Origin of the sequence: Geodermatophilus sp. CPCC 205761, from assembly GCF_051383655.1 — a bacterium.
Lineage (GTDB): Bacteria > Actinomycetota > Actinomycetes > Mycobacteriales > Geodermatophilaceae > Geodermatophilus.
This window is the reverse complement of sequence record NZ_JALPKQ010000013.1, coordinates 98887-119760: the sequence shown is the minus strand read 5'-3', so window position 1 is coordinate 119760 and position 20874 is coordinate 98887. Positions and strand designations below refer to the sequence as shown.

General features: G+C 75.1%; 24 protein-coding genes. 13 read left to right on the top strand and 11 right to left on the bottom strand.

Going from position 1 to position 20874, the window contains the following annotated elements; translation table 11 throughout:
- From sepX to galU, 4 genes are all read right to left on the bottom strand, one after another.
- Window positions 1-456 (bottom strand): divisome protein SepX/GlpR (sepX, locus tag MY526_RS10580; protein ID WP_436703858.1); only part of this gene is annotated, 456 nt, incomplete at its 3' end.
- A 178-nt stretch (window positions 457-634) separates the two neighbouring features.
- Window positions 635-1255, bottom strand: a complete 621-nt coding sequence (locus MY526_RS10575) for a GNAT family N-acetyltransferase (protein WP_436703857.1) — start codon at window positions 1253-1255, stop codon at window positions 635-637.
- 7 nt (window positions 1256-1262) lie between these two features.
- Entirely contained in the window at window positions 1263-2651 is a 1389-nt protein-coding gene (gene glp, locus MY526_RS10570) for a molybdotransferase-like divisome protein Glp (protein WP_436692443.1), read from the bottom strand.
- Between the two features lie 41 nt (window positions 2652-2692).
- Window positions 2693-3607, bottom strand: coding sequence for a UTP--glucose-1-phosphate uridylyltransferase GalU (galU, locus tag MY526_RS10565; protein ID WP_436692444.1), 915 nt, complete (start codon window positions 3605-3607; stop codon window positions 2693-2695).
- 73 nt (window positions 3608-3680) lie between these two features.
- Here galU and MY526_RS10560 point away from each other — a divergent pair, with 73 nt between their 5' ends.
- The 4 genes from MY526_RS10560 to MY526_RS10545 are packed head-to-tail and all read left to right on the top strand — an operon-like array spanning window position 3681 to window position 8374.
- On the top strand, window positions 3681-4274 hold the full coding sequence (locus MY526_RS10560; RefSeq protein ID WP_436692445.1) for a 5-formyltetrahydrofolate cyclo-ligase: 594 nt from the start codon (window positions 3681-3683) through the stop codon (window positions 4272-4274).
- Window positions 4275-4318: 44 nt separating this feature from the next.
- Window positions 4319-5659 (top strand): SLC13 family permease, encoded by a 1341-nt coding sequence (locus tag MY526_RS10555; RefSeq protein WP_436692446.1) that lies wholly within the window; start codon window positions 4319-4321, stop codon window positions 5657-5659.
- Window positions 5660-5678: 19 nt separating this feature from the next.
- Window positions 5679-6857, top strand: a complete 1179-nt coding sequence (locus MY526_RS10550) for a CaiB/BaiF CoA transferase family protein (protein ID WP_436692447.1) — start codon at window positions 5679-5681, stop codon at window positions 6855-6857.
- Window positions 6854-8374 (top strand): carboxyl transferase domain-containing protein, encoded by a 1521-nt coding sequence (locus MY526_RS10545; protein ID WP_436692448.1) that lies wholly within the window; start codon window positions 6854-6856, stop codon window positions 8372-8374. The genes MY526_RS10550 and MY526_RS10545 overlap by 4 nt, the downstream gene beginning before the upstream one ends.
- Window positions 8375-8419: 45 nt before the next feature.
- Here the strand turns inward: MY526_RS10545 and MY526_RS10540 are convergent, their stop codons facing one another.
- Genes MY526_RS10540 through MY526_RS10525 form a run of 4 tightly spaced genes read right to left on the bottom strand, consistent with a single transcriptional unit; the run spans window position 8420 to window position 11516 of the window.
- On the bottom strand, window positions 8420-9442 hold the full coding sequence (locus MY526_RS10540) for an LLM class flavin-dependent oxidoreductase (protein ID WP_436703856.1): 1023 nt from the start codon (window positions 9440-9442) through the stop codon (window positions 8420-8422).
- Window positions 9442-9933: a MarR family winged helix-turn-helix transcriptional regulator gene (locus MY526_RS10535; protein ID WP_436692450.1), complete on the bottom strand. Its 492-nt coding sequence runs from the start codon at window positions 9931-9933 to the stop codon at window positions 9442-9444. The genes MY526_RS10540 and MY526_RS10535 overlap by 1 nt, the downstream gene beginning before the upstream one ends.
- A gap of 35 nt (window positions 9934-9968) precedes the next feature.
- Complete coding sequence (locus MY526_RS10530) at window positions 9969-10562, bottom strand: DUF6714 family protein (protein ID WP_436692451.1); 594 nt, start codon at window positions 10560-10562, stop codon at window positions 9969-9971.
- Between the two features lie 18 nt (window positions 10563-10580).
- Window positions 10581-11516, bottom strand: a complete 936-nt coding sequence (locus tag MY526_RS10525; protein ID WP_436703855.1) for a hypothetical protein — start codon at window positions 11514-11516, stop codon at window positions 10581-10583.
- A gap of 142 nt (window positions 11517-11658) precedes the next feature.
- Here MY526_RS10525 and MY526_RS10520 point away from each other — a divergent pair, with 142 nt between their 5' ends.
- From MY526_RS10520 to MY526_RS10510, 3 genes are all read left to right on the top strand, one after another.
- The gene (locus MY526_RS10520; protein WP_436692453.1) at window positions 11659-12108 is read left to right on the top strand and encodes a helix-turn-helix transcriptional regulator; all 450 of its coding nucleotides are present in this window, start codon (window positions 11659-11661) and stop codon (window positions 12106-12108) included.
- Window positions 12109-12113: 5 nt separating this feature from the next.
- Window positions 12114-12524: a VOC family protein gene (locus MY526_RS10515; protein WP_436692454.1), complete on the top strand. Its 411-nt coding sequence runs from the start codon at window positions 12114-12116 to the stop codon at window positions 12522-12524.
- A gap of 132 nt (window positions 12525-12656) precedes the next feature.
- On the top strand, window positions 12657-15044 hold the full coding sequence (locus tag MY526_RS10510; RefSeq protein ID WP_436692455.1) for an ATP-binding cassette domain-containing protein: 2388 nt from the start codon (window positions 12657-12659) through the stop codon (window positions 15042-15044).
- A 17-nt stretch (window positions 15045-15061) separates the two neighbouring features.
- On the opposite strand, the gene MY526_RS10505 is transcribed toward MY526_RS10510, so the two are convergent.
- On the bottom strand, window positions 15062-15799 hold the full coding sequence (locus MY526_RS10505) for an ankyrin repeat domain-containing protein (RefSeq protein WP_436703854.1): 738 nt from the start codon (window positions 15797-15799) through the stop codon (window positions 15062-15064).
- 170 nt (window positions 15800-15969) lie between these two features.
- Here MY526_RS10505 and MY526_RS10500 point away from each other — a divergent pair, with 170 nt between their 5' ends.
- The 3 genes from MY526_RS10500 to mscL all read left to right on the top strand — a co-directional run bounded on the left by MY526_RS10500 (window position 15970) and on the right by mscL (window position 17499).
- Window positions 15970-16305: an FmdB family zinc ribbon protein gene (locus MY526_RS10500; protein ID WP_436703853.1), complete on the top strand. Its 336-nt coding sequence runs from the start codon at window positions 15970-15972 to the stop codon at window positions 16303-16305.
- An 85-nt stretch (window positions 16306-16390) separates the two neighbouring features.
- A complete protein-coding gene (gene cpaB / locus MY526_RS10495) occupies window positions 16391-17008 on the top strand; it encodes a Flp pilus assembly protein CpaB (protein WP_436692459.1) in 618 nt (205 codons plus the stop codon).
- A gap of 41 nt (window positions 17009-17049) precedes the next feature.
- Window positions 17050-17499, top strand: a complete 450-nt coding sequence (mscL, locus tag MY526_RS10490; RefSeq protein WP_436703852.1) for a large conductance mechanosensitive channel protein MscL — start codon at window positions 17050-17052, stop codon at window positions 17497-17499.
- A gap of 4 nt (window positions 17500-17503) precedes the next feature.
- Here the strand turns inward: mscL and MY526_RS10485 are convergent, their stop codons facing one another.
- Window positions 17504-18202, bottom strand: a complete 699-nt coding sequence (locus MY526_RS10485) for a YbaK/EbsC family protein (RefSeq protein WP_436703851.1) — start codon at window positions 18200-18202, stop codon at window positions 17504-17506.
- 89 nt (window positions 18203-18291) lie between these two features.
- Here MY526_RS10485 and MY526_RS10480 point away from each other — a divergent pair, with 89 nt between their 5' ends.
- The 3 genes from MY526_RS10480 to MY526_RS10470 are packed head-to-tail and all read left to right on the top strand — an operon-like array spanning window position 18292 to window position 19924.
- Complete coding sequence (locus tag MY526_RS10480; protein ID WP_436692462.1) at window positions 18292-18651, top strand: VOC family protein; 360 nt, start codon at window positions 18292-18294, stop codon at window positions 18649-18651.
- The gene (locus tag MY526_RS10475; protein ID WP_436692463.1) at window positions 18648-19079 is read left to right on the top strand and encodes a PaaI family thioesterase; all 432 of its coding nucleotides are present in this window, start codon (window positions 18648-18650) and stop codon (window positions 19077-19079) included. The genes MY526_RS10480 and MY526_RS10475 overlap by 4 nt, the downstream gene beginning before the upstream one ends.
- A complete protein-coding gene (locus MY526_RS10470; protein WP_436703850.1) occupies window positions 19076-19924 on the top strand; it encodes a phosphotransferase family protein in 849 nt (282 codons plus the stop codon). Before MY526_RS10475 ends, MY526_RS10470 begins: the two co-directional genes overlap by 4 nt.
- 7 nt (window positions 19925-19931) lie before the next feature.
- Here the strand turns inward: MY526_RS10470 and MY526_RS10465 are convergent, their stop codons facing one another.
- The gene (locus MY526_RS10465) at window positions 19932-20843 is read right to left on the bottom strand and encodes an MSMEG_6728 family protein (RefSeq protein ID WP_436703849.1); all 912 of its coding nucleotides are present in this window, start codon (window positions 20841-20843) and stop codon (window positions 19932-19934) included.
- Window positions 20844-20874: the final 31 nt, after the last annotated feature.

The following is a 20874-nucleotide window of genomic DNA, read 5'->3' as shown; positions in this document are numbered from 1 at the left end:
GCCGCTGGTCACGATGACGACGGTCAGCAGGGCGGCGGCCCGGGCGGCGCGACGGGCGGCCAGCCGCTCCCGGCGCGCGGCGGCCCGCAGCACCAGCAGGTAGGCGACCACCAGGACGTCGAGCACGCCATGGGCGATCCACACCCAGGGGCTCCACACCAGCGCGCCGACCAGCGCCAGAAGCGCGAGCGCCACCAGCCCCGCCAGCATCCGCCGGCGCACCGCGTGGACGTCGACCCGCAGCTCGCCCGAGGTCAGCAACGCAGCCCGGTCGATCGAGACGCGCTCGGTCTCGGCGTGGACCGCGGGGTCCACCGTCCGTCGCCGTTGCAGCGTCCGGCCGGAGTCGGCCAGGCCGGCTCGAGCCGTCTGCGCATCACCGCGGGTCACCACCATGGGCACCAGCACGACGAACCACAGCACGACCAGCGCGGCCAACAGCACGCCCGATCCCATCCAGAACACCACCCGTCACATGAGTCACTCGCCCGGCGAAGTTAAGGCCTGCGGTCACCCGGACGAGGGAGGCGCGCGGGCGTGTCACTGATGTGTTGTGTGACTGGAGTGCCGGTGGGGCGGCGTGTCGACATGGAGCCACCCGGGGACCGGTCGGGTGCGTGGTATGCGGGCGCGCTCAGTGCGGCGCGCGGGCCCGCCACGTGGCGAGGACGCCCTGGGGCGAGTCCTCGGCCAGCAGCGCGAAGGTGAGGTGGTCGCGCCAGTCGCCGTCGATGTCCAGGTACCGCCGCAGCAGCCCCTCGGACCGGAACCCCAGCCGCTGCACCAGGCCCTGGCTCGGGATGTTCTCCGGCCGGATGTCGGCCTGCAGCCGGTGCAGCCGCGCCGGCCCGAACGCGTGGTCGCACACCAGGGCCACCGCCAGCGAGGCCATGCCGCGCCCGGCGACCGACCGGTCGATCCAGTAGCCCAGGTTGCCCGAGCGCAGCGCTCCCCGGACGACGTTGTCGATGGTCACCTGGCCGGCCAGCCGGCCCTCGACGCGGACGACGAACGGCAGCGTCGTCCCCGCCGCCGCCCGCCGCAGGACCGCCCGGCGCATCGCGCGGTAGGCCTGCGGGGTGTGCCGGGCCGACCACGGTGCGGCCGCGGTCGGCTCCCACGGCGACAGCCACGCCTCGTTGGCCAGCCGGACCTGGCTCCACTCCTCGGCGTCCCGGCGCCGAGGCGGGTGCAGCTCGACCGATCCCCACGCCAGCCGCGCGGGCCAGCCGGGGTGCAGTGCGGGATCGACCACGAGTCGGTCAGCCGCCCAGCAGGAGGGGCATGACGGTGACCAGACCCCCAGCAGCCACCTCGGTGACGTCGTCGTCGACGACGATCAGGCAGTTGGCCCGCGCCATGCGGGCGAGCATCGCCTCGTCGCCGTCGCCGAGCGGCTCGACGACGTAGCCGCCGTCGGGGTGGCGCATGACCTGCCCGTGCAGGTACTGCCGGTAGCCCAGCGGCGAGAGCAGCCGCTCGGCGGCGATCGCCTGGACGGTGCGGCGGAACAGCTGCCGCTTGCCGAGCATCAGCCGGATGGCCGGGCGCACGAACACCTCGAAGGCGACCAGCGCCGCCACCGGCTCCCCGGGCACGCAGATCACCGGGACCGAGTCGCGCCCGAGCCGGCCGAACGCCTGCAGCGGGCCCGGGTGCATGGTCACCTGGGCGAAGTCCATCTGGCCGAGCTCGGTCAGCACCTCGCGCACCATGTCGCCCTCGGTGGCGAGGGTGCCGGCGATGAGCACCAGGTCGCTGCGGAGCAGCTGGCTCTCGATGACCTCGCCCAGCCGCCGGCGGTCGGCGGGGAGGATGCCCCACCGGTAGGCCTCCGCCCCGGCGTCCCGGGCGGCCGCGGCGAGCGCGTAGCTGTTGACGTCCACGACCTGCCCGGGGGCCGGCGAGGTGCTGATCTCGACCAGCTCCGACCCGGCGGACAGCACGGCCACCCGCGGCCGGGGGCGCACCTGCACGCGGTCGCGCCCGACCGCCGCGAGCAGGCTGATCTGCGCCGGCCCGATCGGGGTCCCGATCTGCACCGCGGTGGTGCCCGGCGCGACGTCGTCCCCCGCGCGGCGCACGTAGCCGCCGGCCTCGACCGGGGCGTGCACGGCGACGGTCACCGCGCCGCGGTCGGTCCACACCGCCGGGACGACGACGTCGGCGCCGAGCGGCAGCATCGCCCCGGCGGCCACTTTCTGCGCCATGCCGGGGCCGATGGACGTCGTCGCGGTGGGGCCGGCCACCGTCTCGCCGACCACGGACAGCAGGGCCGGCTCGGCGAGGCTCGCGCCCTCCACGTCCAGGGCCCGCGCGGCGTACCCGTCGAGCGCGGCCTGGTCGAACGCCGGCAGCGCCCGCTGGCTGACCACCTCCTCGGCGCAGAGCAGGCCCTGCGCGTCGAGGACGGCGAGCTCGATCGGGTCCGGCTGCGGCACCGCGGACAGGATCTCGTCGAGGTGCTGCTCGACACCCCGCGGCACGGCCGGCTCGGGTGTGGCCGGAGGCGGCGGCACCTGTCCGCGGTCGATCGCGCTCGTCTCGTGCTGGGGGGCCGGCGCCTCGCGCACGGGGGTGCCCTGGCGGAGGTCCAGCGCCGTGGTGTCCCGCTGCCGCGGGAGCGTCCCGCCCGTGTCGTCCTCGATCATCCCCACCACGGCGGTCGATGTTCCCCCTTGACGGCCGAGGATCAGGCCTCCGACGCGCCCGTGTCCGGCAGGTCGGCGACGAACTCGGTCAGCCAGGCCCGCAGCGGGGGCCCGAGGTCGTCGCGCTCGGAGGCCAGCTGGATGACCGCCTTGAGGTAGTCCAGCCGGTCGCCGGTGTCGTAGCGGCGGCCGCGGAAGACCACGCCGTGCACGGGCTCACCGCGCTCGACGAGCGTCGCGAGGGCGTCGGTCAGCTGGATCTCGCCGCCGCGGCCGGGGGCGGTCTCCCGGAGCACGCCGAAGACCTCGGGCGCCAGCACGTAGCGGCCGATGATCGCCAGGCTGGACGGCGCCTCGTCGACCGGCGGCTTCTCCACCAGGCCGGTGATGGTGACGACGTCCCCCTCGGCGTCCTCCACCGCCACCGCGCCGTACTTGTCGATGTTCTCGGGGCCGACGTCGAGCAGCGCCACGACCGAGCCGCCGTGCTCGGACTGCACCTGCAGCATCTGCTCGAGCAGGTGGTCGCGGGCGTCGATGATGTCGTCGCCGAGCAGGACGGCGAACGGCTCGTCCCCGACGAAGGCCGCCGCCTGCAGCACCGCGTGGCCCAGCCCGCGGGCCTCCCCCTGGCGGACGAAGTGCACCTGGGCCACGTCGGTGGAGGCGTGCACCGCGCTCAGCCGCTCGGCGTCGCCCTTCTTCTCCAGGGCGGTCTCCAGCTCGGGGTGGCGGTCGAAGAAGTCCTCGATCGCGGCCTTGTTGCGCCCGGTCACCATGAGCACCTCGCCCAGGCCCGCCCGGGCGGCCTCCTCGACGATGTACTGCAGCGCCGGCCGGTCGACGACCGGCAGCAGCTCCTTGGGCACCGCCTTGGTGGCGGGCAGGAAGCGGGTGCCCATCCCGGCCACGGGGATGACGGCCTTCCGCGTCGGTCGGGGGCTCGCAGTCGCCATGTGCGGAGCCTAATCAGGGCCCGGGCGTCCGGCCCCGGCGTGCCGGGGACCAAGGCTTGGCTAGCCTTCTGAGGTGACCCTCCCGGACGACGTGGCCGCCGCCAAGGCCGCGCTGCGCGCCGACTTCCTGGCCCGGAGGAACGCCCGCCCCGCCGGGGAGCGGACCGCCGCGACAGCCGCGCTGACCGCCGCACTCCTGCGCGGGCTGGCGGGCGTGCGGACCATCGCCGCGTTCGCCCCCGACCCGGCCGAACCCGGGGCCGGGCGGCTGCCGGCCGCCTACACCCAGCTGGGCGCGCGGGTGCTGCTCCCCGTCGTCCCCACCGAGGGCCACGAGCTCGGCTGGGCGGTCGACAGGGGCCGGCTGGCACCGGGGCGCTTCGGCCTGCTGGAGCCGGTCGGGCCGCGGCTCGGGCCGTCGGCGATCGGCGCCGCGGAGGTCGTCGTCGTCCCGGCGGTGGCGGTGGCGCGCTCCGGCGTCCGGCTGGGCCGCGGCGGCGGCTACTACGACCGGGCGCTGCGGCACGTCCGCGCCGACGCCCGGCTCGTGTCGCTGGTCTTCGACGACGAGCTGGTCGACGACCTGCCGTCCGAGCCGCACGACCGCCGGGTCACCGCGGTCGTCACCCCCTCGGGAGGCTGGCAGGCGTTACCGCCCGGTCACTGACACAGTGATCACGCCCGTCGTCGCCGATGCCGAGGGAGCGCTCGATGTCACCCGAGATCGTCACCATCATCGCCCTCGTGGTGATCTTCGCGATCGCCACGTTCCTGCCGATCAACATGGGCGCGCTGGCCTTCGTCGCCGCCTTCGTGGTGGGCACCCTCTCCGTGGGGCTCACCACCGACGAGATCCTCGCCGGCTTCCCCGCCGAACTGGTCCTGACCCTGATCGGGGTCACCTACCTGTTCGCGATCGCGCAGAACAACGGCACCGTCGACCTGCTGGTCCGCGGCGCGGTGAAGCTGGTCGGCGGCCACGTGGCGGCGATCCCGTGGATCATGTTCTTCGTCACCGCGGTGCTCACCGCGATCGGCGCACTCTCCCCCGCCGCGGTGGCGATCATCGCCCCGATCGCGCTGACCTTCGCCGCGCGGCACGGGATCAGCCCGCTGCTGATGGGCATGATGGTCATCCACGGCGCCCAGGGCGGCGGCTTCTCCCCCATCAGCGTCTACGGCGTCACGGTGAACGACATCGTCGAGGAGGCCGGCCTGCCGGACGCCTCGCTGCAGGTCTTCCTCGGCAGCCTGTTCTTCAACCTCGCGATCGCGCTGGTGCTCTTCTTCGTGCTCGGCGGCCGCAAGCTGATCGGCCGCAAGGTCGACGCCGAGCCGCTGACGCACACGGAACACGCGCACGGGACCCTCGTCCGCGGGCACGGCGCCGCGCCCGGCCCCGGAGTGGGCGGTGACGACGACGAGCACATCCACCCCGACCAGCCCCGCCCCGTCTCCCTCGAGCAGATCCTGACGCTCGTCGGGCTGGCGGTCGTCGCCGTCCTCGCGCTCGTCTTCGACCTCGACATCGGGTTCGTCTCGATCTCCGTCGCCGTCGTCCTGGCGCTGTTCTCCGCGCAGCAGCACAAGGGCGCGGTCACCCAGATCAGCTGGAGCACCATCCTGCTGATCGCCGGGGTGCTCACCTTCGTCTTCGTGCTCCAGGAGGCGGGCACCATCGACTACGTCGGCGAGGCGGTCACCGGGATCGGCGCACCACTGCTCGTGGCCCTGCTGCTCTGCTACATCGGCGCGGTGGTGTCGGCGTTCGCGTCGTCCGTCGCGATCATCGCAGTGGCCATCGCGCTCGCCGTGCCCTTCCTGCAGGCCGGCGACATCGGGGCCGTGGGCGTGGTGGTCGCCCTGTCGGTGTCCTCGACCATCGTCGACGTGAGCCCGTTCTCGACGAACGGCGCGCTGGTCCTGGCCAACGCGCAGGACGTCGACCGTGACCGCTTCTACAAGCAGATCCTGAGCTACTCCGCGATCGTCGTGGTCGCAGGCCCGCTGCTGGCCTGGCTGACGTTCGTCGTCGTCCCGTCGTTCTTCTGATCGGAGCTGAGACCCGACCATGTCCGGACCCCTGGACGGCGTGCTCGTCGTCGACCTCACCCGTGCCCTGGCCGGGCCGCACGCCGGGATGATGCTGGGCGACCTCGGCGCCCGCGTGATCAAGGTGGAGAACCCCGGCAGCGGGGACGACACCCGCGGGTGGGGCCCGCCGTTCGTGGACCCGGACCAGGGCGACCGCGAGTCGACCTACTTCCTGTGCACCAACCGGAACAAGGAGTCGGTCACCCTCGACCTCAAGGACGACGGCGACAAGGCCCTGCTCACCGAGCTGGTCCGGCGGGCCGACGTGCTGCTGGAGAACTTCCGTCCCGGCACCCTGGCCCGCCTCGGCTTCGGCACCGACGTCCTGGAGTCGCTCAACCCGCGGCTGGTGACGCTGTCGATCAGCGGGTTCGGTCACGACGGGCCCGAGGGCGGGCGGGCCGGCTACGACCAGATCGCGCAGGGCGAGGGCGGCCTGATGTCGCTGACCGGGTCCGGACCGGACGACCCGCAGCGCGTCGGCGTGCCGATCGGTGACCTGCTGGCCGGCATGTACGGCGCCTACGGCGTGCTGGCCGCGCTGCTGGAGCGGGAGCGGACCGGCCGCGGCCAGGTGGTGCGCACCTCGCTGCTCGCCTCGATCGTGGGGGTGCACGCCTTCCAGGGGACGGCGTGGACGGTGGCCGGCGAGGTCGGCCGTGCCCAGGGCAACCACCACCCGTCGATCGCGCCCTACGGCCTGTTCCACTGCGGGGGCGGCAGCGTGCAGCTCTCCTGTGGGTCGGAGGGGCTGTGGCGCAAGCTGTGCACCGAGTTCGGCCTGGACCCCGACGCGCCCGGCATGGCGACCAACGGCGAGCGGGTCGGCAACCGGCAGCAGGTCATCGAGCTGCTCGAGCGGGCCTTCGCCGAGATCTCCCCGGAGGAGCTGCTGGCCCGGCTGGCCGCGGCCGGGATCCCCGCCGGCAAGGTCCGCACGATCGACGAGGTCTACACCTGGGACCAGACGCTGTCCCAGGGCCTGCTCGTAGACGTCGAGCACCAGACGCTGGGCCCCCTGCAGCTCCCCGGCCCGCCGCTGCGGTTCTTCGCCCCCGGTCCGGACGGCGAGACCGAGACCACCCGCCGCGACCACGCCGCCCCGCCGGTGCTCGGCTCGTCGAACGAGGCGATCCGCGCCTGGCTGCGGCGGTGACGCGGCCGCTGGATGCCCGCGCGCTGCGGGACCTCGTCCTCGACGATGGCTCCTGGAAGACGTGGGACTCGCCCATCACCGTCGGCGAGGTCTCCCCCGAGTACGCCGCCGAGCTGGCCCGCGCGGCGGAGAAGTCCCGCCAGGACGAGGCGATCATCACCGGGGAGGGGCGGCTGCGCGGCCGCCGGGTGGCGGTCATCGCCGGGGAGTTCGGCTTCCTGGCCGGCTCCATCGGGATCGCCGCCGCCGAGCGGCTGATCGCCGCCGTCGAGCGGGCCACCGAGGAGGGGCTGCCGCTGCTGGCCGCGCCGGTCTCCGGCGGCACCCGCATGCAGGAGGGCACGGTCGCGTTCCTGCAGATGATCGGGATCACCGCGGCCATCGCCCGGCACAAGGAGGCCGGCCTCCCCTACCTGGTCTACCTGCGGCACCCGACGTTCGGCGGCGTCCTGGCGTCGTGGGGCTCCACCGGGCACGTGACGATCGCCGAGCCCGGCGCCTCCGTCGGGTTCCTGGGCGCCCGGGTCTACGAGGCCCTGTACGGCGAGCGGTTCCCCGAGGGCGTGCAGACCGCCGAGAACCTGGCCGCGCACGGGCTGATCGACGCGGTCGTGCCGCACGAGGAGATCGCCGACGTCGCCGACCGGGCGCTGCGGGTGCTCGCCGCGCGGCAGACCTGGCACCACGACGTCCGCGACGCCGAGCGGCCCCGCCCCGAGGACGGCCGCGACACCGACGATCCCGAGGACGGCCGCAGCGCGTGGGACGTCGTCACCGCGTCACGTCGGGAGGAACGGCCCGGCGTCCGGCGGCTGCTGCGGACGGCGGCGACCGACATCGTCGGGCTGTCCGGCACCGGCGCCGGCGAGAAGGACCCCGGCCTGCTGCTGGCGCTGGCCCGCTTCGGCGGGGCACCGTGCGTCGTCCTCGGACAGGACCGGCGCGGCCAGTCGCTGACCGCGCCGCTCGGGCCGGCCGCGCTGCGCGAGGCCCGCCGCGGGATGCGGCTGGCGGCCGAGCTGCGGCTGCCGCTGGTCACGCTGATCGACACCCCCGGCGCGGCGCTGTCCAAGGAGGCCGAGGAGGGCGGGCTGGCCGCCGAGATCGCCCGCTGCCTGCAGGACCTGGTGATGCTCAAGGCGCCGACGCTGGCGGTGCTGCTCGGCCAGGGCACCGGCGGCGGCGCGCTGGCGCTGGTGCCGGCCGACCGGGTGCTGGCCGCGGCCAACGGCTGGCTCGGCCCGCTGCCGCCGGAGGGCGCCTCGGCGATCGTGCACCGGACCGTCGACCGCGCCGGCGAGATGGCCGCGTCGCAGGGGGTGCGGGCCACCGACCTGTGGCGGGCCGGGATCGTCGACCGCGTGGTGCCCGAGCGGCCCGACGCCGCCGACGAGCCGGTGGAGTTCTGCCGCCGGCTGGGCCGGGTGCTGGGCGAGGAGCTGGCCGACCTGCTCGGCAGGGACGACGGCGAGCGGTTCCGCAGCCGGCTGCACCGTTACCGGCACCTGGGCCGCTGAGCCCGGGTCCCACGCGTGGACCGACGACCCGTCGTCCTTCCCGCGTCACCTGTCGTGAGCGACCCCGGACAGTCCCCACGACGCGGCCACCAGCTCCAGGCTGCGCAGCCGCTCCACCACCCCGTGGGTGGACGCCGACAGCATCAGCTCGTCGGCCCGGGTGTCGGCGGCCAGAAGGCGCAGCTGCGCGACGACGGTCCCGGGATCCCCCACCACGGCGTTGCTCGACATCTCCTCCGCCGCCGCCCGCTCCGGGTCGCGCTCGGCCTCCTCGAGGGTGGGCACCGGGCGCAGCCGGTTGGTGCGGATCGCCAGCCGCATGAGCTTCCCGGGCAGCGCGAGCCGGCGGGCCTCCTCCTCGGTGTCGGCGGCGAGCGCGTTCGCCGTCACGATGGTGTACGGCTGCTCCAGCACCGGTGAGGGCCGGAAGGTGTCGCGGTAGAGCCCGACGGCGGTCAGCACGTTCGCCCCGCCGAAGTGGTGGGCGAAGGCGAACGGCAGCCCCAGGTGACCGGCCAGCTGGGCGGAGAAGCCGCTGGAGCCCAGCAGCACCACCTGCGGTACGGACGCGGCCGCGGGAGTGGCCCGGAACCGCTCGGCCAGGCCGCCCTCCACGCGCGGGTCCCCGAAGAGGCCGAGCAGGTCGATGAGGTGCTGCGGGAAGTCCTCGGCCGACAGGGCCGCCGGATCGCGGCGCAGGGCGAGCGCGGTCTGCTGGTCGGTGCCCGGCGCGCGGCCGATGCCGAGGTCGACCCGGCCGGGGTGCAGCGCCTCGAGCAGCGCGAACTGCTCGGCCACGACCAGCGGCGCGTGGTTGGGCAGCATCACGCCGCCGGAGCCGACCCGGATCCGCTCGGTGACCGCGGCCAGGTGGGCGATGAGCACGGGCGGGTTGGTGCTCGCCACGGCCGGCATGTTGTGGTGCTCGGCGACCCAGATCCGGCGGAAGCCCAGCCGGTCGGCCGCCCGGGCGACCCGCGTGGTGGCCGCGAGGGCGTCGGCGGTGGTCTGCCCCGAGCCGACGGTGGCCAGCTCGAGCACCGACAGGGGCAGCGGCCCGGCGTCCATCAGCCGGCGTCGGCGCCGTGCTCGACGCGCAGGCTGTGATCGGGGTCGAGCTTCTCCAGGACGACCTCGAGCACGTCGCCGAGCGCCGTCGTCTGCTCGTCGGTCAACGGGTCGAAGAGGGCGGCCCGGACCGCCTGGACGTGGCCGGGCGCGACCGCGCGGACGACGTCCCAGCCCTCGTCGGTGAGGACGGCGACGTTGCCGCGGCCGTCCTCCGCCGAGCGCTCCCGGCGCACCCAGCCGCGCTCCTCCAGCCGGGCGACGGTGTGCGACAGCCGGCTCTGCGACTGGTTGGCCCGCCGGGCCAGGTCGCTCATCCGCCGGCTGCGCCCGGGCGCCTCCGACAGCATCGCCAGGACGACGTAGGCGGCGTGGGTGATGCCGGCATCGCGCTGCAACTGGGCGTCGAGCACGCGGGGCAGCACCTCGGCGACCGTCAGCCAGACACGCCACGTCCGCTGCTGCTGCTCGTCGAGCCACTCCTGAGCCACGACCAGCACGCTACTGGTGGAACGGGCCCGCTTCGTCAGTGTCGGTCCGGGCGATACGCCGCCCAGTGCCGGTCGATGGCGACGTCGAGCTCGCCGAAGGGGAAGTCCTGTCCGTGCTCGTCCCGGAACACCTCCAGGAACGTCAGGACCGCGCTGCCCTCGTCGGGCGTCAGGCCGTCGACACGGTCGCGGAACAGCGCCATCGGCTGTCCCGAGTCGAACCACCCCAGTTGCTGTTCCCGTAGGAGTTCCACCGCCGCCGGGTCCACCGGCGCCACCCCGCTCGGGAGCCCGCCCAGCCGGTCGAGCGACGCGACGACGTCGTCCCGGGACGGCTCGGTGAGGGCGTCGACGAGCTCGGAGGCGAAGACGCTGATCGACGCGTAGTGGGTGAGCGCGAGGTCCATGAACGCCGGCAGGTAGTACCGGAACGCCGCCGGCGTCAGCGCCCAGAGGTTGCCCTCGAGGACCTCGCGGAGGTCCTCGACCGTCACCTCCGACACCGTCCGGCCGGCCAGCACCTCCCGCACCCGGTCGCCGTCCTCCCCGCTCCGCGGGCGCACGAGCTGTCCCGGCGCGGGGCGGAGGCGCGCGGCGAAGGCGTCGAGGAACCGGGACCCGGGCGTCATGGGGGCTGCCGATGCCGCTCAGGCGGAGGTGGAGCCGCCGGACGACAGCGCGTCCCGGAGCGCGACCAGCAGGACGATCACCGCCGCCGCGGCCGACGCGACCAGCGCCGCCTCCGCCGCCGCGGCAGCCGCCGCCGCGATCGCCGCCGCGATGGCCTCCGCGAGGGCGATCACGGCCACGACGAGGGCGACCACCGCCGCGATGACGACGGCCGCGGCAGCGGCCACGATCGTGGCCTCGATCGCCGCCCGAGCCGCCGCGACGACCGCCGCCATCGCCTCGACCAGGCGCTGCGGGCAGTTCGATCCCTGGAAGAACCGGTAACACCGGTTCAGCATGTTGACCTTGGCCTGCAGCTGGGTCTGGTGTCCGGTGTCGCCGCCGCGGAAGCAGGTGTAGGCGACTGCCACGCGGGCGGCGATCTCCGCGCTGATGGCCGCGATCTTCGCGGCGAGCAGGTGGCAGCTGTCCCCCGCCGTGCAGGCTCCGAGCCCGCTGACGACCGCCTTGGCGGAGGTGACCGACAGCCGGAGGGGGATGTACTTGGCCCAGGAGCAGTCCCCCGGCGGCATCATCCCGTCCCCCGGCAGTCGCTGGAGGGCTGTGCCCGGCGCGGCCACCCGTTGCAGGGTGACCCCCTCGGGAACCGTGCCGTCCCCGGCGGTGGCGGGAGTCCCCCTCGCGGTGTCCGCCGTGGCCACGGCACCGGCCCCGGTGCGCGCCGTCCCCTCGGCGGCGTGTGCGGCGCGCTGCTCGGGGGAGCAGTCGCAGGCCACGGGACCGCAGCGCTGCACGGTCGGCGCTCCCCGCACCGCGTGCGCGGCCGGCCGGCCCGACCCGGCCAGCTGCCGCGCCACCGCCTGGTTGCCGGCCGCACGGTGGAGGCCGAGCACCGACGGCGGGCCGCTGGGGCTCGCCGCCGAGGGTGGGCGCCGGGTGCGTGCGTGCACCACGGCGCGTGCGGTCTGGTCCAACTGCCGCGTGTTCATCCGTCGCCCCGTCGGTAGTCCCACGTGGATCCTGGCCCCGACGGGCGGGGCCGACAAGCCCCGCTGCCACTCCGCGAGGCGCGCGCGGCGTGGCACGATCGCGCAGGTGACCAGCGGACCGGCCCTGGACCAGCACCTGCGCGACCTCGCGCGGCTGCGCCGGGTCCGCGACCGCATCGACCGGGAGTACGCCCAGCCGCTGGACGTCGAGGCGCTCGCCCGCGGCGCGCACGTGTCGGCCGGGCACCTCAGCCGTGAGTTCCGGGCCGCCTTCGGCGAGTCGCCCTACGCCTACCTGATGACGCGGCGCATCGAGCGGGCGATGGCACTGCTGCGTCGTGGCGACCTCAGCGTGACCGAGGTCTGCTTCGCCGTCGGCTGCTCGTCGCTGGGCACCTTCAGCACCCGCTTCACCGAGCTGGTCGGTGTGCCGCCCAGCGTCTACCGGCGCGAGGCGGCGCAGGCGACGGCGGGGATGCCGTCGTGCGTGGCGAAACAGGTGACCAGACCGGTCAGGAATCGAGAAGCACCGGCCCCCGAGCCGTCCCTAGCGTGACGGCCATGGACATCACCATCCACTCGAGCTTCCTCCCGCACAGCGACCCGGACGCATCCCTCGCCTTCTTCCGCGACACCCTCGGCTTCGAGGTCCGCCTCGACGTGGGCTACGGCGGGATGCGGTGGATCACCGTCGGCCCGCCCGGCCAGCCCGACACAGCCATCGTCCTGCACCCGCCGACCGCCACCCCGGGCCTCACCGACGACGAGCAGCGCACCATCCTCGAGCTCATGGCCAAGGGCAGCTACTTCGGCGTCAACCTGGCCACCGAAGACCTCGACGGCACCTTCGCGAAGCTGGAGGGCAGCGGCGCGGAGGTCGTCCAGGAGCCCACCGACCAGCCGTACGGCGTCCGCGACTGCGCCTTCCGCGATCCCGCGGGCAACATGATCCGGATCCAGCAGCTGCAGTGAGCCCGGCGGCGGGTGACGTGGACGGTGTCCGGGTCCACGTCACCCGGTCCGGCGCAGCACCGGTCCTGCCGACCCGGCCGATCAGGTAGACAGCAGACCGGCGCCGCGACCGCCCCGACGGATGGAGACACGATGAGCACCGCCACCAGCACGGACTCGGAGGCGCCCGCGCCGCACGTCGCCGACGCCCACGACCTGATCCGCGTGCACGGCGCACGCGTGAACAACCTCAAGGACGTCAGCGTCGACCTGCCGAAACGCCGGCTGACGGTCTTCACCGGTGTCTCCGGCTCGGGCAAGAGCTCGCTGGTGTTCGACACGATCGCCGCCGAGTCGCAGCGGCTGATCAACGAGACCTACAGCGCCTTCGTGCAGGGCTTCATGCCGACGCTGGCGCGGCCGGAGGTCGATCTGCTGGAGGGCCTGACGACGGCGATCATCGTCGACCAGGAGCGGATGGGCGCCAACCCGCGCTCCACCGTCGGCACCGCCACCGACGCCAACGCGATGCTGCGCATCCTGTTCAGCCGGCTCGGCCGGCCGCACATCGGCCCGCCCAACGCGTACTCGTTCAACATCCCCACGGTGCGCGCCAGCGGTGCGATCACCGTCGAGCGCGGGGCCAAGACCAAGGCCGAGAAGGCGACCTTCACCCGCCTCGGCGGCATGTGCCCGCGGTGCGAGGGCATGGGCGCGGTCACCGACTTCGACCTGACCGCGCTGTACGACGACACCAAGTCGCTCGCCGAGGGCGCGCTGACCGTCCCGGGCTACAGCATGGACGGCTGGTACGGCCGGATCTTCAGCGGCGCCGGGCTGCCCATGGACAAGCCGATCGGCCAGTACACCAAGAAGGAGCTGCACACGCTGCTCTACGGCGAGCCGACCAAGATCAAGGTCGAGGGCGTCAACCTCACCTACGAGGGGGTCATCCCCAAGATCCAGAAGTCGATGCTCTCCAAGGACGTCGACGCCATGCAGCCACACGTCCGGGCGTTCGTGGAGCGGGCGATCACGTTCACCACCTGCCCCGAGTGCGACGGCACCCGGCTGGCCCCGGAGGCCCGCTCGTCGAAGATCGAGGGCAAGAGCATCGCCGACGTCTGCGCGATGCAGATCAGCGACCTCGCCGGCTGGATCCGGGGCCTCGACGAGCCGTCGGTGGCGCCGCTGCTCGCCGGGTTGCAGCACCTGCTCGACTCGTTCGCGCGGATCGGGCTGGGCTACCTCTCGCTCGACCGGCCGGCCGGCACCCTGTCCGGCGGCGAGGCGCAGCGCACCAAGATGATCCGCCACCTCGGCTCGTCGCTCACCGACGTCACCTACGTCTTCGACGAGCCGACGATCGGGCTGCACCCGCACGACATCGCGCGGATGAACGAGCTGCTGCTGCAGCTGCGCGACAAGGGCAACACGGTGCTGGTCGTCGAGCACAAGCCGGAGGCGATCGCGATCGCCGACCACGTCGTCGACCTCGGCCCGGGCGCCGGCACCGGCGGCGGCGAGGTGGTCTTCCAGGGCACCGTGGCGGAGCTCCGCACCAGCGGCACGCTGACCGGGCGACACCTGGACGACCGGGCCGCGCTCAAGCCGTCGGTGCGGACGCCGAAGGGGGCGCTGGAGGTCCGCGGCGCCGCCACCCACAACCTGCGCGACGTCGACGTCGACGTGCCGCTCGGGGTCCTGGTCGTGCTCACCGGCGTGGCCGGCTCCGGCAAGAGCTCGCTGGTCCACGGCTCGGTCGCCGCCCGCGAGGGCGTGGTGGTGGTCGACCAGGGGGCGATCCGCGGGTCGCGACGGAGCAACCCGGCGACCTACACCGGCCTGCTCGAGCCGATCCGCAAGGCGTTCGCCAAGGCCAACGGCGTCAAGCCGGCACTGTTCAGCTCCAACTCCGAGGGCGCCTGCCCCACCTGCAACGGCGCCGGCGTGATCTACACCGAGCTGGGCGTCATGGCCACCGTCGAGTCCACCTGCGAGGACTGCGAGGGGAAGCGGTTCCAGGCCGAGGTGCTGGAGTACACCCTCGGCGGCCGGAACATCGCCGAGGTGCTCGCCATGTCGGTGACCGAGGCCGAGGAGTTCTTCGGCTCCGGCGAGGCCCGCACGCCGGCGGCGCACGCCATCCTCGACCGGCTCGCCGACGTCGGGCTCGGCTACCTCGCCATCGGCCAGCCGCTCACCACGCTGTCCGGCGGCGAGCGGCAGCGGCTGAAGCTGGCCACCCGCATGGCCGAGAAGGGCGGCGTCTACGTCCTCGACGAGCCGACCACCGGCCTGCACCTCGCCGACGTCGAGCAGCTGCTCCGGCTGCTCGACCGGCTCGTCGACTCGGGCAAGTCGGTGATCGTCATCGAGCACCACCAGGCGGTCATGGCGCACGCCGACTGGATCATCGATCTCGGCCCCGGCGCCGGCCACGACGGCGGCCGGGTCGTCTTCGAGGGCACGCCCGCCGACCTCGTCGCCGGCCGCTCCACCCTCACCGGCGAGCACCTCGCGGCCTACGTCGGGAGCTGACCGGGGCCGGGCCGCCCTCAGCCGTCGCCGGACCCGGCGCCCTGGTCGCGCAACCAGGTGACCAGGGACTCCCGGCGGGTGTCGAGGGCGCCGGCGATGGCCAGCGGTGTCCGGTCGGTGTAGCCGGGCACCGCGTCGAGGCGGGCCCCGCGGGCCAGCAGCAACTCCGCGACCCGCCGCTGCCCGCCGTGGCAGGCCTGCCAGAACGCCTCGTCCAGCTGCGCCTGCGTCGCGGCCGGCGGGCCGTCGACCAGCTCCTCGACGCGCCCCGCCAGCCCCAGGGCGGCGGCGTGCCACAGCTTCTCGACCGGGGCGCCCCGGGCGACGAGCAGCCGCGCCGTGTGCCAGCAGCCGTACCCGACGGCGTCGTCGAGGGGGGTGCCGCCGGCGATGGACGCGCCGGTGGCCGCCAGGTCGGCGCCCCCGTCGATGAGCACCTCGGCGACGTCGGCGTCGTCGCTGCTGGCCGCCCAGTGCAGCGGGGTCTCCGCGTGCCCGGCCCCGGTCACCCGTGCGTCCGGGTCGGCGCCGGCGGCCAGCAGCAGCCGCACGACGGCCGGCCCGTTCGGGAAGTACCCGGGCCAGTCGCAGGCCACGTGCAGCGGCGTCCGCGCGCAGCCGTCCCGGCCGGCCACCCGCACCGTGGCCAGCCCCGGGTGCTCGGCCAGCAGCCGGCGCAGGGCGGGCAGGTCCCCCTCGCGGACGGCGCCGACGAGCGCGACGGCCACCGGGTCGTCACCGGGCAGCGAGTCCATCGGCGGCCTCCGTCCGGGTGCGCTCGAGCGGCGTCGAGAGCCGGTCCCCGTGCGACGCACGGGTCACACATGCCGGCGGCACGTGGACGGACGCCGTTCGAGCGCGCATCATTGGCAGTCGCCGGGTGAGAGTGCCAGCCCGGCCCGTCCCCACGAGGAGCGCTCCCACCGTGCCCACCTACCAGTACGCCTGCACCAACGCCGACGGCAAGCACGAGTTCGAGGTCGTGCAGTCCTTCACCGACGCCCCGGTGACCGAGTGCCCGCAGTGCGAGAGCCCGGTGCGCAAGATCTACGGCTCGGTGGGTGTCGTCTTCAAGGGCTCGGGCTTCTACCGCACCGACAGCCGGTCCAGCTCGTCGGCCGGCGAGTCGGCGGGCGGCTCGTCGTCCAACGGCGCGAAGAAGGAGACCGCCGCGGCCGCCACCAGCTCGTCGTCCTCCTCGTCGTCGTCGAGCAGCTCCTCGACGTCCGGCGCGACGGCCGGCAAGGCCGCCGCGAGCTGAGCCCCGCGGGTCCACAGGCCCGCGGTCCCTCCACAGATCGGCGGTCGCCGGCCCGCGGGCGGCTGCCGGCCGCCAGCGTGGGCGCGTGATCCGCCTCCGCCGCCCCCGCTCCCTCCTCCACACCGGCCGCCAGGTCCTCGCCGGCCTGCTCGCCGCCACCGCGCTGGTGCTGGCGCTGCGCCCCGCGGCGCCGCCCGCAGGGCCCGGCGAGCCGGAGACCGCGCCGGTCGTCGTCGCCGCCGCCGACCTGCCACCCGGCGCCGTGCTCGCCACCGGCGACCTCGCCGTGGCCCGCTACCCCACCGCCCTGCGGCCGGCCGGGACGACGCCGGACCCCACGGCACTCGTCGGCCAGGCCCTCGCCGGCGGCCTCCGGGCCGGGGAACCGGTCACCGACGCCCGGCTGGTGGGCGCCGGCCTCACCGCCCAGCTGGCGGCCGGCCAGGTGGCCGCGCCGGTGCGCCCGGCCGACGTCGTGGTCAGCGCCCTGGTCCGCCCCGGCGACCGGGTCGACGTGCTGGCGACGGCGCCGGACGCCGCGCGGGCCGAGGTGGTCGCCGCCGGCGCGCTCGTGCTCGCCGCCCCCGGGCCGGACGACGCCGGCGAGGGGCTGCTGCTGCTCGCCGTCGACGGCGCCACCGCCGCGCTCCTGGCCGCCGCCTCCACGACCGCGACACTGACGCTCAGCCTCCCGCCGCCGTGACGCGCCGCGAGCCGGTTGACCGGGAGGGAGCCGGGCCGTGGGTGGATGAGCCCATGATGAAGGGCTTCAAGGACTTCCTGCTGCGCGGCAACGTCGTCGACCTCGCGGTCGCGGTGGTGATCGGCGCGGCCTTCACCGCCGTGGTCAATGCCTTCGCCGACTCGTTCCTCACCCCGCTGATCGGGCTGGTGGGCGGGGGCGGCGAACTGGGCGGCTCCGTCGAGGTGAACGGCCAGACCTTCGCCTGGGGCGCCTTCGTGAGCCAGGTGATCACGTTCGCGCTCACCGCCGCGATCGTCTACTTCCTCGTCGTGCTGCCGGTGAAGGCGATCATCGAGCGGCGCAAGCGCGGCGAGGAGGCCGGTCCGGCCGAGCCGACGCAGGTGGAGCTGCTCGTCGAGATCCGCGATCTGCTGCGCGCGCAGCAGGGCGCCGGCCCCGGTCCCGACCCGTCGGGCCCGGGCACCGCGACGCTGCCCTGGCGGCTGTGAGACCTCAGTCGCTGCCCCAGTGCGGAGGGCGGTCCTCCAGGTAGCGGCGGTCGTCGCCGGCGCGCTCCTCGGGTCGCTCCCCCCAGCCGACGTCGCGGTCGTCCGGCGCCCGTTCGACCGGGCCGCCGGCCGCGGGAGGGGGCGGCTCGACCGGCAGCCGGCCCAGCCCCTCGAGGACGACCGCCGACGGCAGCGCGGCCAGCACCGCGCCCGCGACCGCCAGCTTGCTGCCGCGGGTGCCGCTCCCGATCACCACGAGGTCCGCGGCGACGACCGCCGGGTCCACCAGCACCGGCCAGGACGGCGGCAGCCCGATGGGGGTGATGCCGCCGTAGGCCATCCCGCTCTCGGCCACCGCGACGTCCTGGGGCGCGAACGAGGCCTTGCGCGCCCCCAGGTGCCGCCGCACCAGTCCGTTGACGTCCGCGCGGGTGGCCGCCGGCACCAGGCAGGCCGCCAACATGGTCTGGCCGGCACGGCGGGCGGCGACCACCACGCAGTTGGCGGAGGACTCCATCGGCACCCCGTAGGCCTCGGTGAACGCGGCGGTGTCGGCCAGTTCGTCGTCGATCTCCGCCAGCCAGGCCGGCCCGGTGAGGGCGCCCAGCGCGGCGGCGACCGGGGCGGCCAGCAGGTCAGGCCGGTCGGTGGCCGGGATCCAGGTGAGGGAGCCGAGCTGCGGGGCGGCCGGGTGCGGGGTCACCCGGCCGATCCTGCCTCCTGGCCGGGTGCGGGCGGGACCGGGCCGGGCCTGCGCTGGTCGGGTACGCGATGGCCCGCGAGGATGGGCTCATGATCGGCCAGCTGCACTCCGTCGTCATCGACGCACCCGATGCCCACGCCCTCGCCACCTTCTACGCCCAGCTGCTCGGGTTGGAGGTCAGCAAGGGCGGCCCGGGCGACGACTGGGTGGTCGTCTCCGGGCAGGGCCACCGGCTGGCCTTCCAGCAGGCGCCGGACCTCCAGCCGCCCGACTGGCCGGATCCGGACCGGCCCCAGCAGTTCCACCTCGACGTCCGGGTGGCCGACGTGGAGGCGGCCGAGCCGGAGGTGCTCGCGCTCGGCGCCCGGAGACTGCCCGGCGGCGGGGGCGACTTCCGCGTCTACGCCGACCCCGCCGGCCACCCCTTCTGCCTGGTGTGGGACGCGTGAGCAGCGCGGACGGCACCGGCCTGCCCGCCGTCGACCTCGCCTCGACCAGCCGGTTCCCCGCGGCGTCCGGCTTCGAGCCCCGGGACGTCAGCGGCACCCGGGTGACCGGTGTGGTGGAGCTGGGCCCGGACCAGCACACACCGTGGGGTGTCGTGCACGGCGGGGTCTACTGCACGGTCATCGAGTCGGCGGCGAGCATCGGTGCGAGCGCGGCGGTGGTCGACCGCGGCCAGTTCGCCGTCGGGGTCAACAACAACACCGACTTCATCCGCAGCATGACCACCGGGCGGCTCGACGTCGTCGCGGAGCCGGTCCAGCAGGGGCGGACCCAGCAGCTCTGGCAGGTGCTGCTCACCCGGTCCGACGACGGCAAGCTCGTCGCCCGCGGCCAGGTGCGGCTGCAGAACGTGCCGCTGCCCGGCGCGTGAGCCGGGCGCGGGTCGCCCGCGCGGTCGCCGCCGCCCGGGCGGTGAGCGCCGCCCACGGGGTGGGGTGCGAGGACGCCCGCGTGCTGCAGGACGGCATCAACGTCGTCGTGCACCTCGCGCCGGCGCCGGTGGTCGCCCGGGTGGCCACGCTGACCCGGCTGCTGCGCCCCGACGTCGCCCGGCACCTCGGCCGCGAGGTCGCGGTGGCCGGCGCCCTGGCCGCGGCCGGCGCACCGGTCGTGCCGCCGAGCGACCTGCTGCCGCCCGGTCCGCACGAGCACGAGGGCACGGTGCTCTCGTTCTGGGCGCACGTGCCGGTGCTGCCCGAGGCGGTGACGCCGGCCGAGGTCGCCGGGGCGCTGGAGGAGCTGGAGGGGTCGCTGGGCGAGCTCGCACCGGCCGGCCGGCCGCTGGACACCCCGCTCGACGACCTCGCCGCCTTCGTCGAGCGGGGCGCCACCTGGGGCGTCGAGCCGGCGCGGCTGGACCGGCTGGCCGCCCGGCTGGACGACCTCCGCCCGCGGCTGGACGGCGTGGCCGGCCAGCGGCACGGCGACGCCCACCCCGGCAACCTGCTGACCACCCCGTGGGGCCGGCTGTGGACCGACCTGGAGGACACCTGCCCCGGCCCGCGCGCCTGGGACCTGGCCTGCCTGCGGTCCACCTCCCGCCTGGACGGGCGGGCCGCCCTCGACGCCCTCCCGGACGCCCCGAGCGACGCCGAGCTGGCCCCGTGGCTGGAGCTGCGCCGGCTGCACGCGGCCGCCTGGTCCGTTGTCGCCGCGACCGGTCACCCGCGGCGGCGCCCGGCGGCACGGGAGCGGCTCGCCGCGGTCCTGGGCTGACGCCCCGTCAGACGGCGGCCGGATCGAGGACGACCGTGAACAGCGCCCGCGGGTCCTGCAGCGTCGCCGGGGGGCGGGCCGCCGACCGCGGCACCACGCGCTCCCACCGGGCCGGCCGCCGGTGCGGCAGCAGCTCCCGGCCGGCGAACCGGTACTCCCCCACGACCTCGCCGAGCAGCAGGCCGACGCCGTGCTCGATCGGCAGCCCGACCCGGTCACCGGGGCGAACCTCGTCCAGGAACGCCGACAGCTGCCGCAGGTCCTTGGCCGGGCGGCGGCCGGAGATCTCCTTCGACAGGGTGCGCAGCTCGGCCGGGGTCAGCCCGGTGGCGTCGACGTCGATGCCGGACTGGGTGCCCAGCCCGACGACGCCGGCCGCGAGGCAGGCGCCGAGCTCGTTGTGCGACCGGGGACGCGCCACCCAGACCCGCACCCCGTCCGGCGGGGCGACCGGCGGGACGTCGTCCGGCTCCGGCCAGACGTAGGGCAGGTCGTCGGGCTCCGGGCCGAAGACCGGGGTGAACCGTGGCCGGTAGTAGTCCGGCTCCTTGGCCAGCAGGTTCGACCGGTGGGACAGGTGCAGCGCCTTGTCGCCCACCCAGGAGGGCAGCAGGCCGGCCCGCGCGAGCTGGTGCTGGTCGGCGCCGACGACGTCGGGCGCGAACTCCGCGATGAGCGTGTGCGTGCTGTCGGCGAACCCGCGGTCCCGCCACACCCGGACCATGGCCAGCCCGTAGGCGACCAGCGCCGGTGTCCGGCCGCGCCACATCCGCACGACCGGGTGCGAGGCCCAGCCGTAGTCGGGCAGCTCCAGGGCGCGCAGCACCTGGAGCGTCTCGACCCGCTGCTTGCCGAGGCGGGGCGAGTCCAGCAGCCGGGCGCTCTCCTCGAAGTCGGCGACGGGCAGGAAGGTCTGCATCGGCTCCGATCCTCGCCGAGGGCGGGGCCGC

Bases quoted from the DNA above. Each gene is read 5' to 3' on its own strand.
- MY526_RS10510 (WP_436692455.1), top strand. From the start codon at position 12,657: ATGAGCACCGCCACCAGCACGGACTCGGAGGCGCCCGCGCCGCACGTC.
- MY526_RS10540 (WP_436703856.1), bottom strand. From the start codon at position 9,442: ATGGACGCCGGGCCGCTGCCCCTGTCGGTGCTCGAGCTGGCCACCGTC.
- MY526_RS10530 (WP_436692451.1), bottom strand. From the start codon at position 10,562: ATGACGCCCGGGTCCCGGTTCCTCGACGCCTTCGCCGCGCGCCTCCGC.
- MY526_RS10465 (WP_436703849.1), bottom strand. From the start codon at position 20,843: ATGCAGACCTTCCTGCCCGTCGCCGACTTCGAGGAGAGCGCCCGGCTG.
- MY526_RS10505 (WP_436703854.1), bottom strand. From the start codon at position 15,799: ATGGACTCGCTGCCCGGTGACGACCCGGTGGCCGTCGCGCTCGTCGGC.
- galU (WP_436692444.1), bottom strand. From the start codon at position 3,607: ATGGCGACTGCGAGCCCCCGACCGACGCGGAAGGCCGTCATCCCCGTG.
- glp (WP_436692443.1), bottom strand. From the start codon at position 2,651: ATGATCGAGGACGACACGGGCGGGACGCTCCCGCGGCAGCGGGACACC.
- MY526_RS10555 (WP_436692446.1), top strand. From the start codon at position 4,319: ATGTCACCCGAGATCGTCACCATCATCGCCCTCGTGGTGATCTTCGCG.
- MY526_RS10480 (WP_436692462.1), top strand. From the start codon at position 18,292: ATGATCGGCCAGCTGCACTCCGTCGTCATCGACGCACCCGATGCCCAC.
- MY526_RS10550 (WP_436692447.1), top strand. From the start codon at position 5,679: ATGTCCGGACCCCTGGACGGCGTGCTCGTCGTCGACCTCACCCGTGCC.
- MY526_RS10515 (WP_436692454.1), top strand. From the start codon at position 12,114: ATGGACATCACCATCCACTCGAGCTTCCTCCCGCACAGCGACCCGGAC.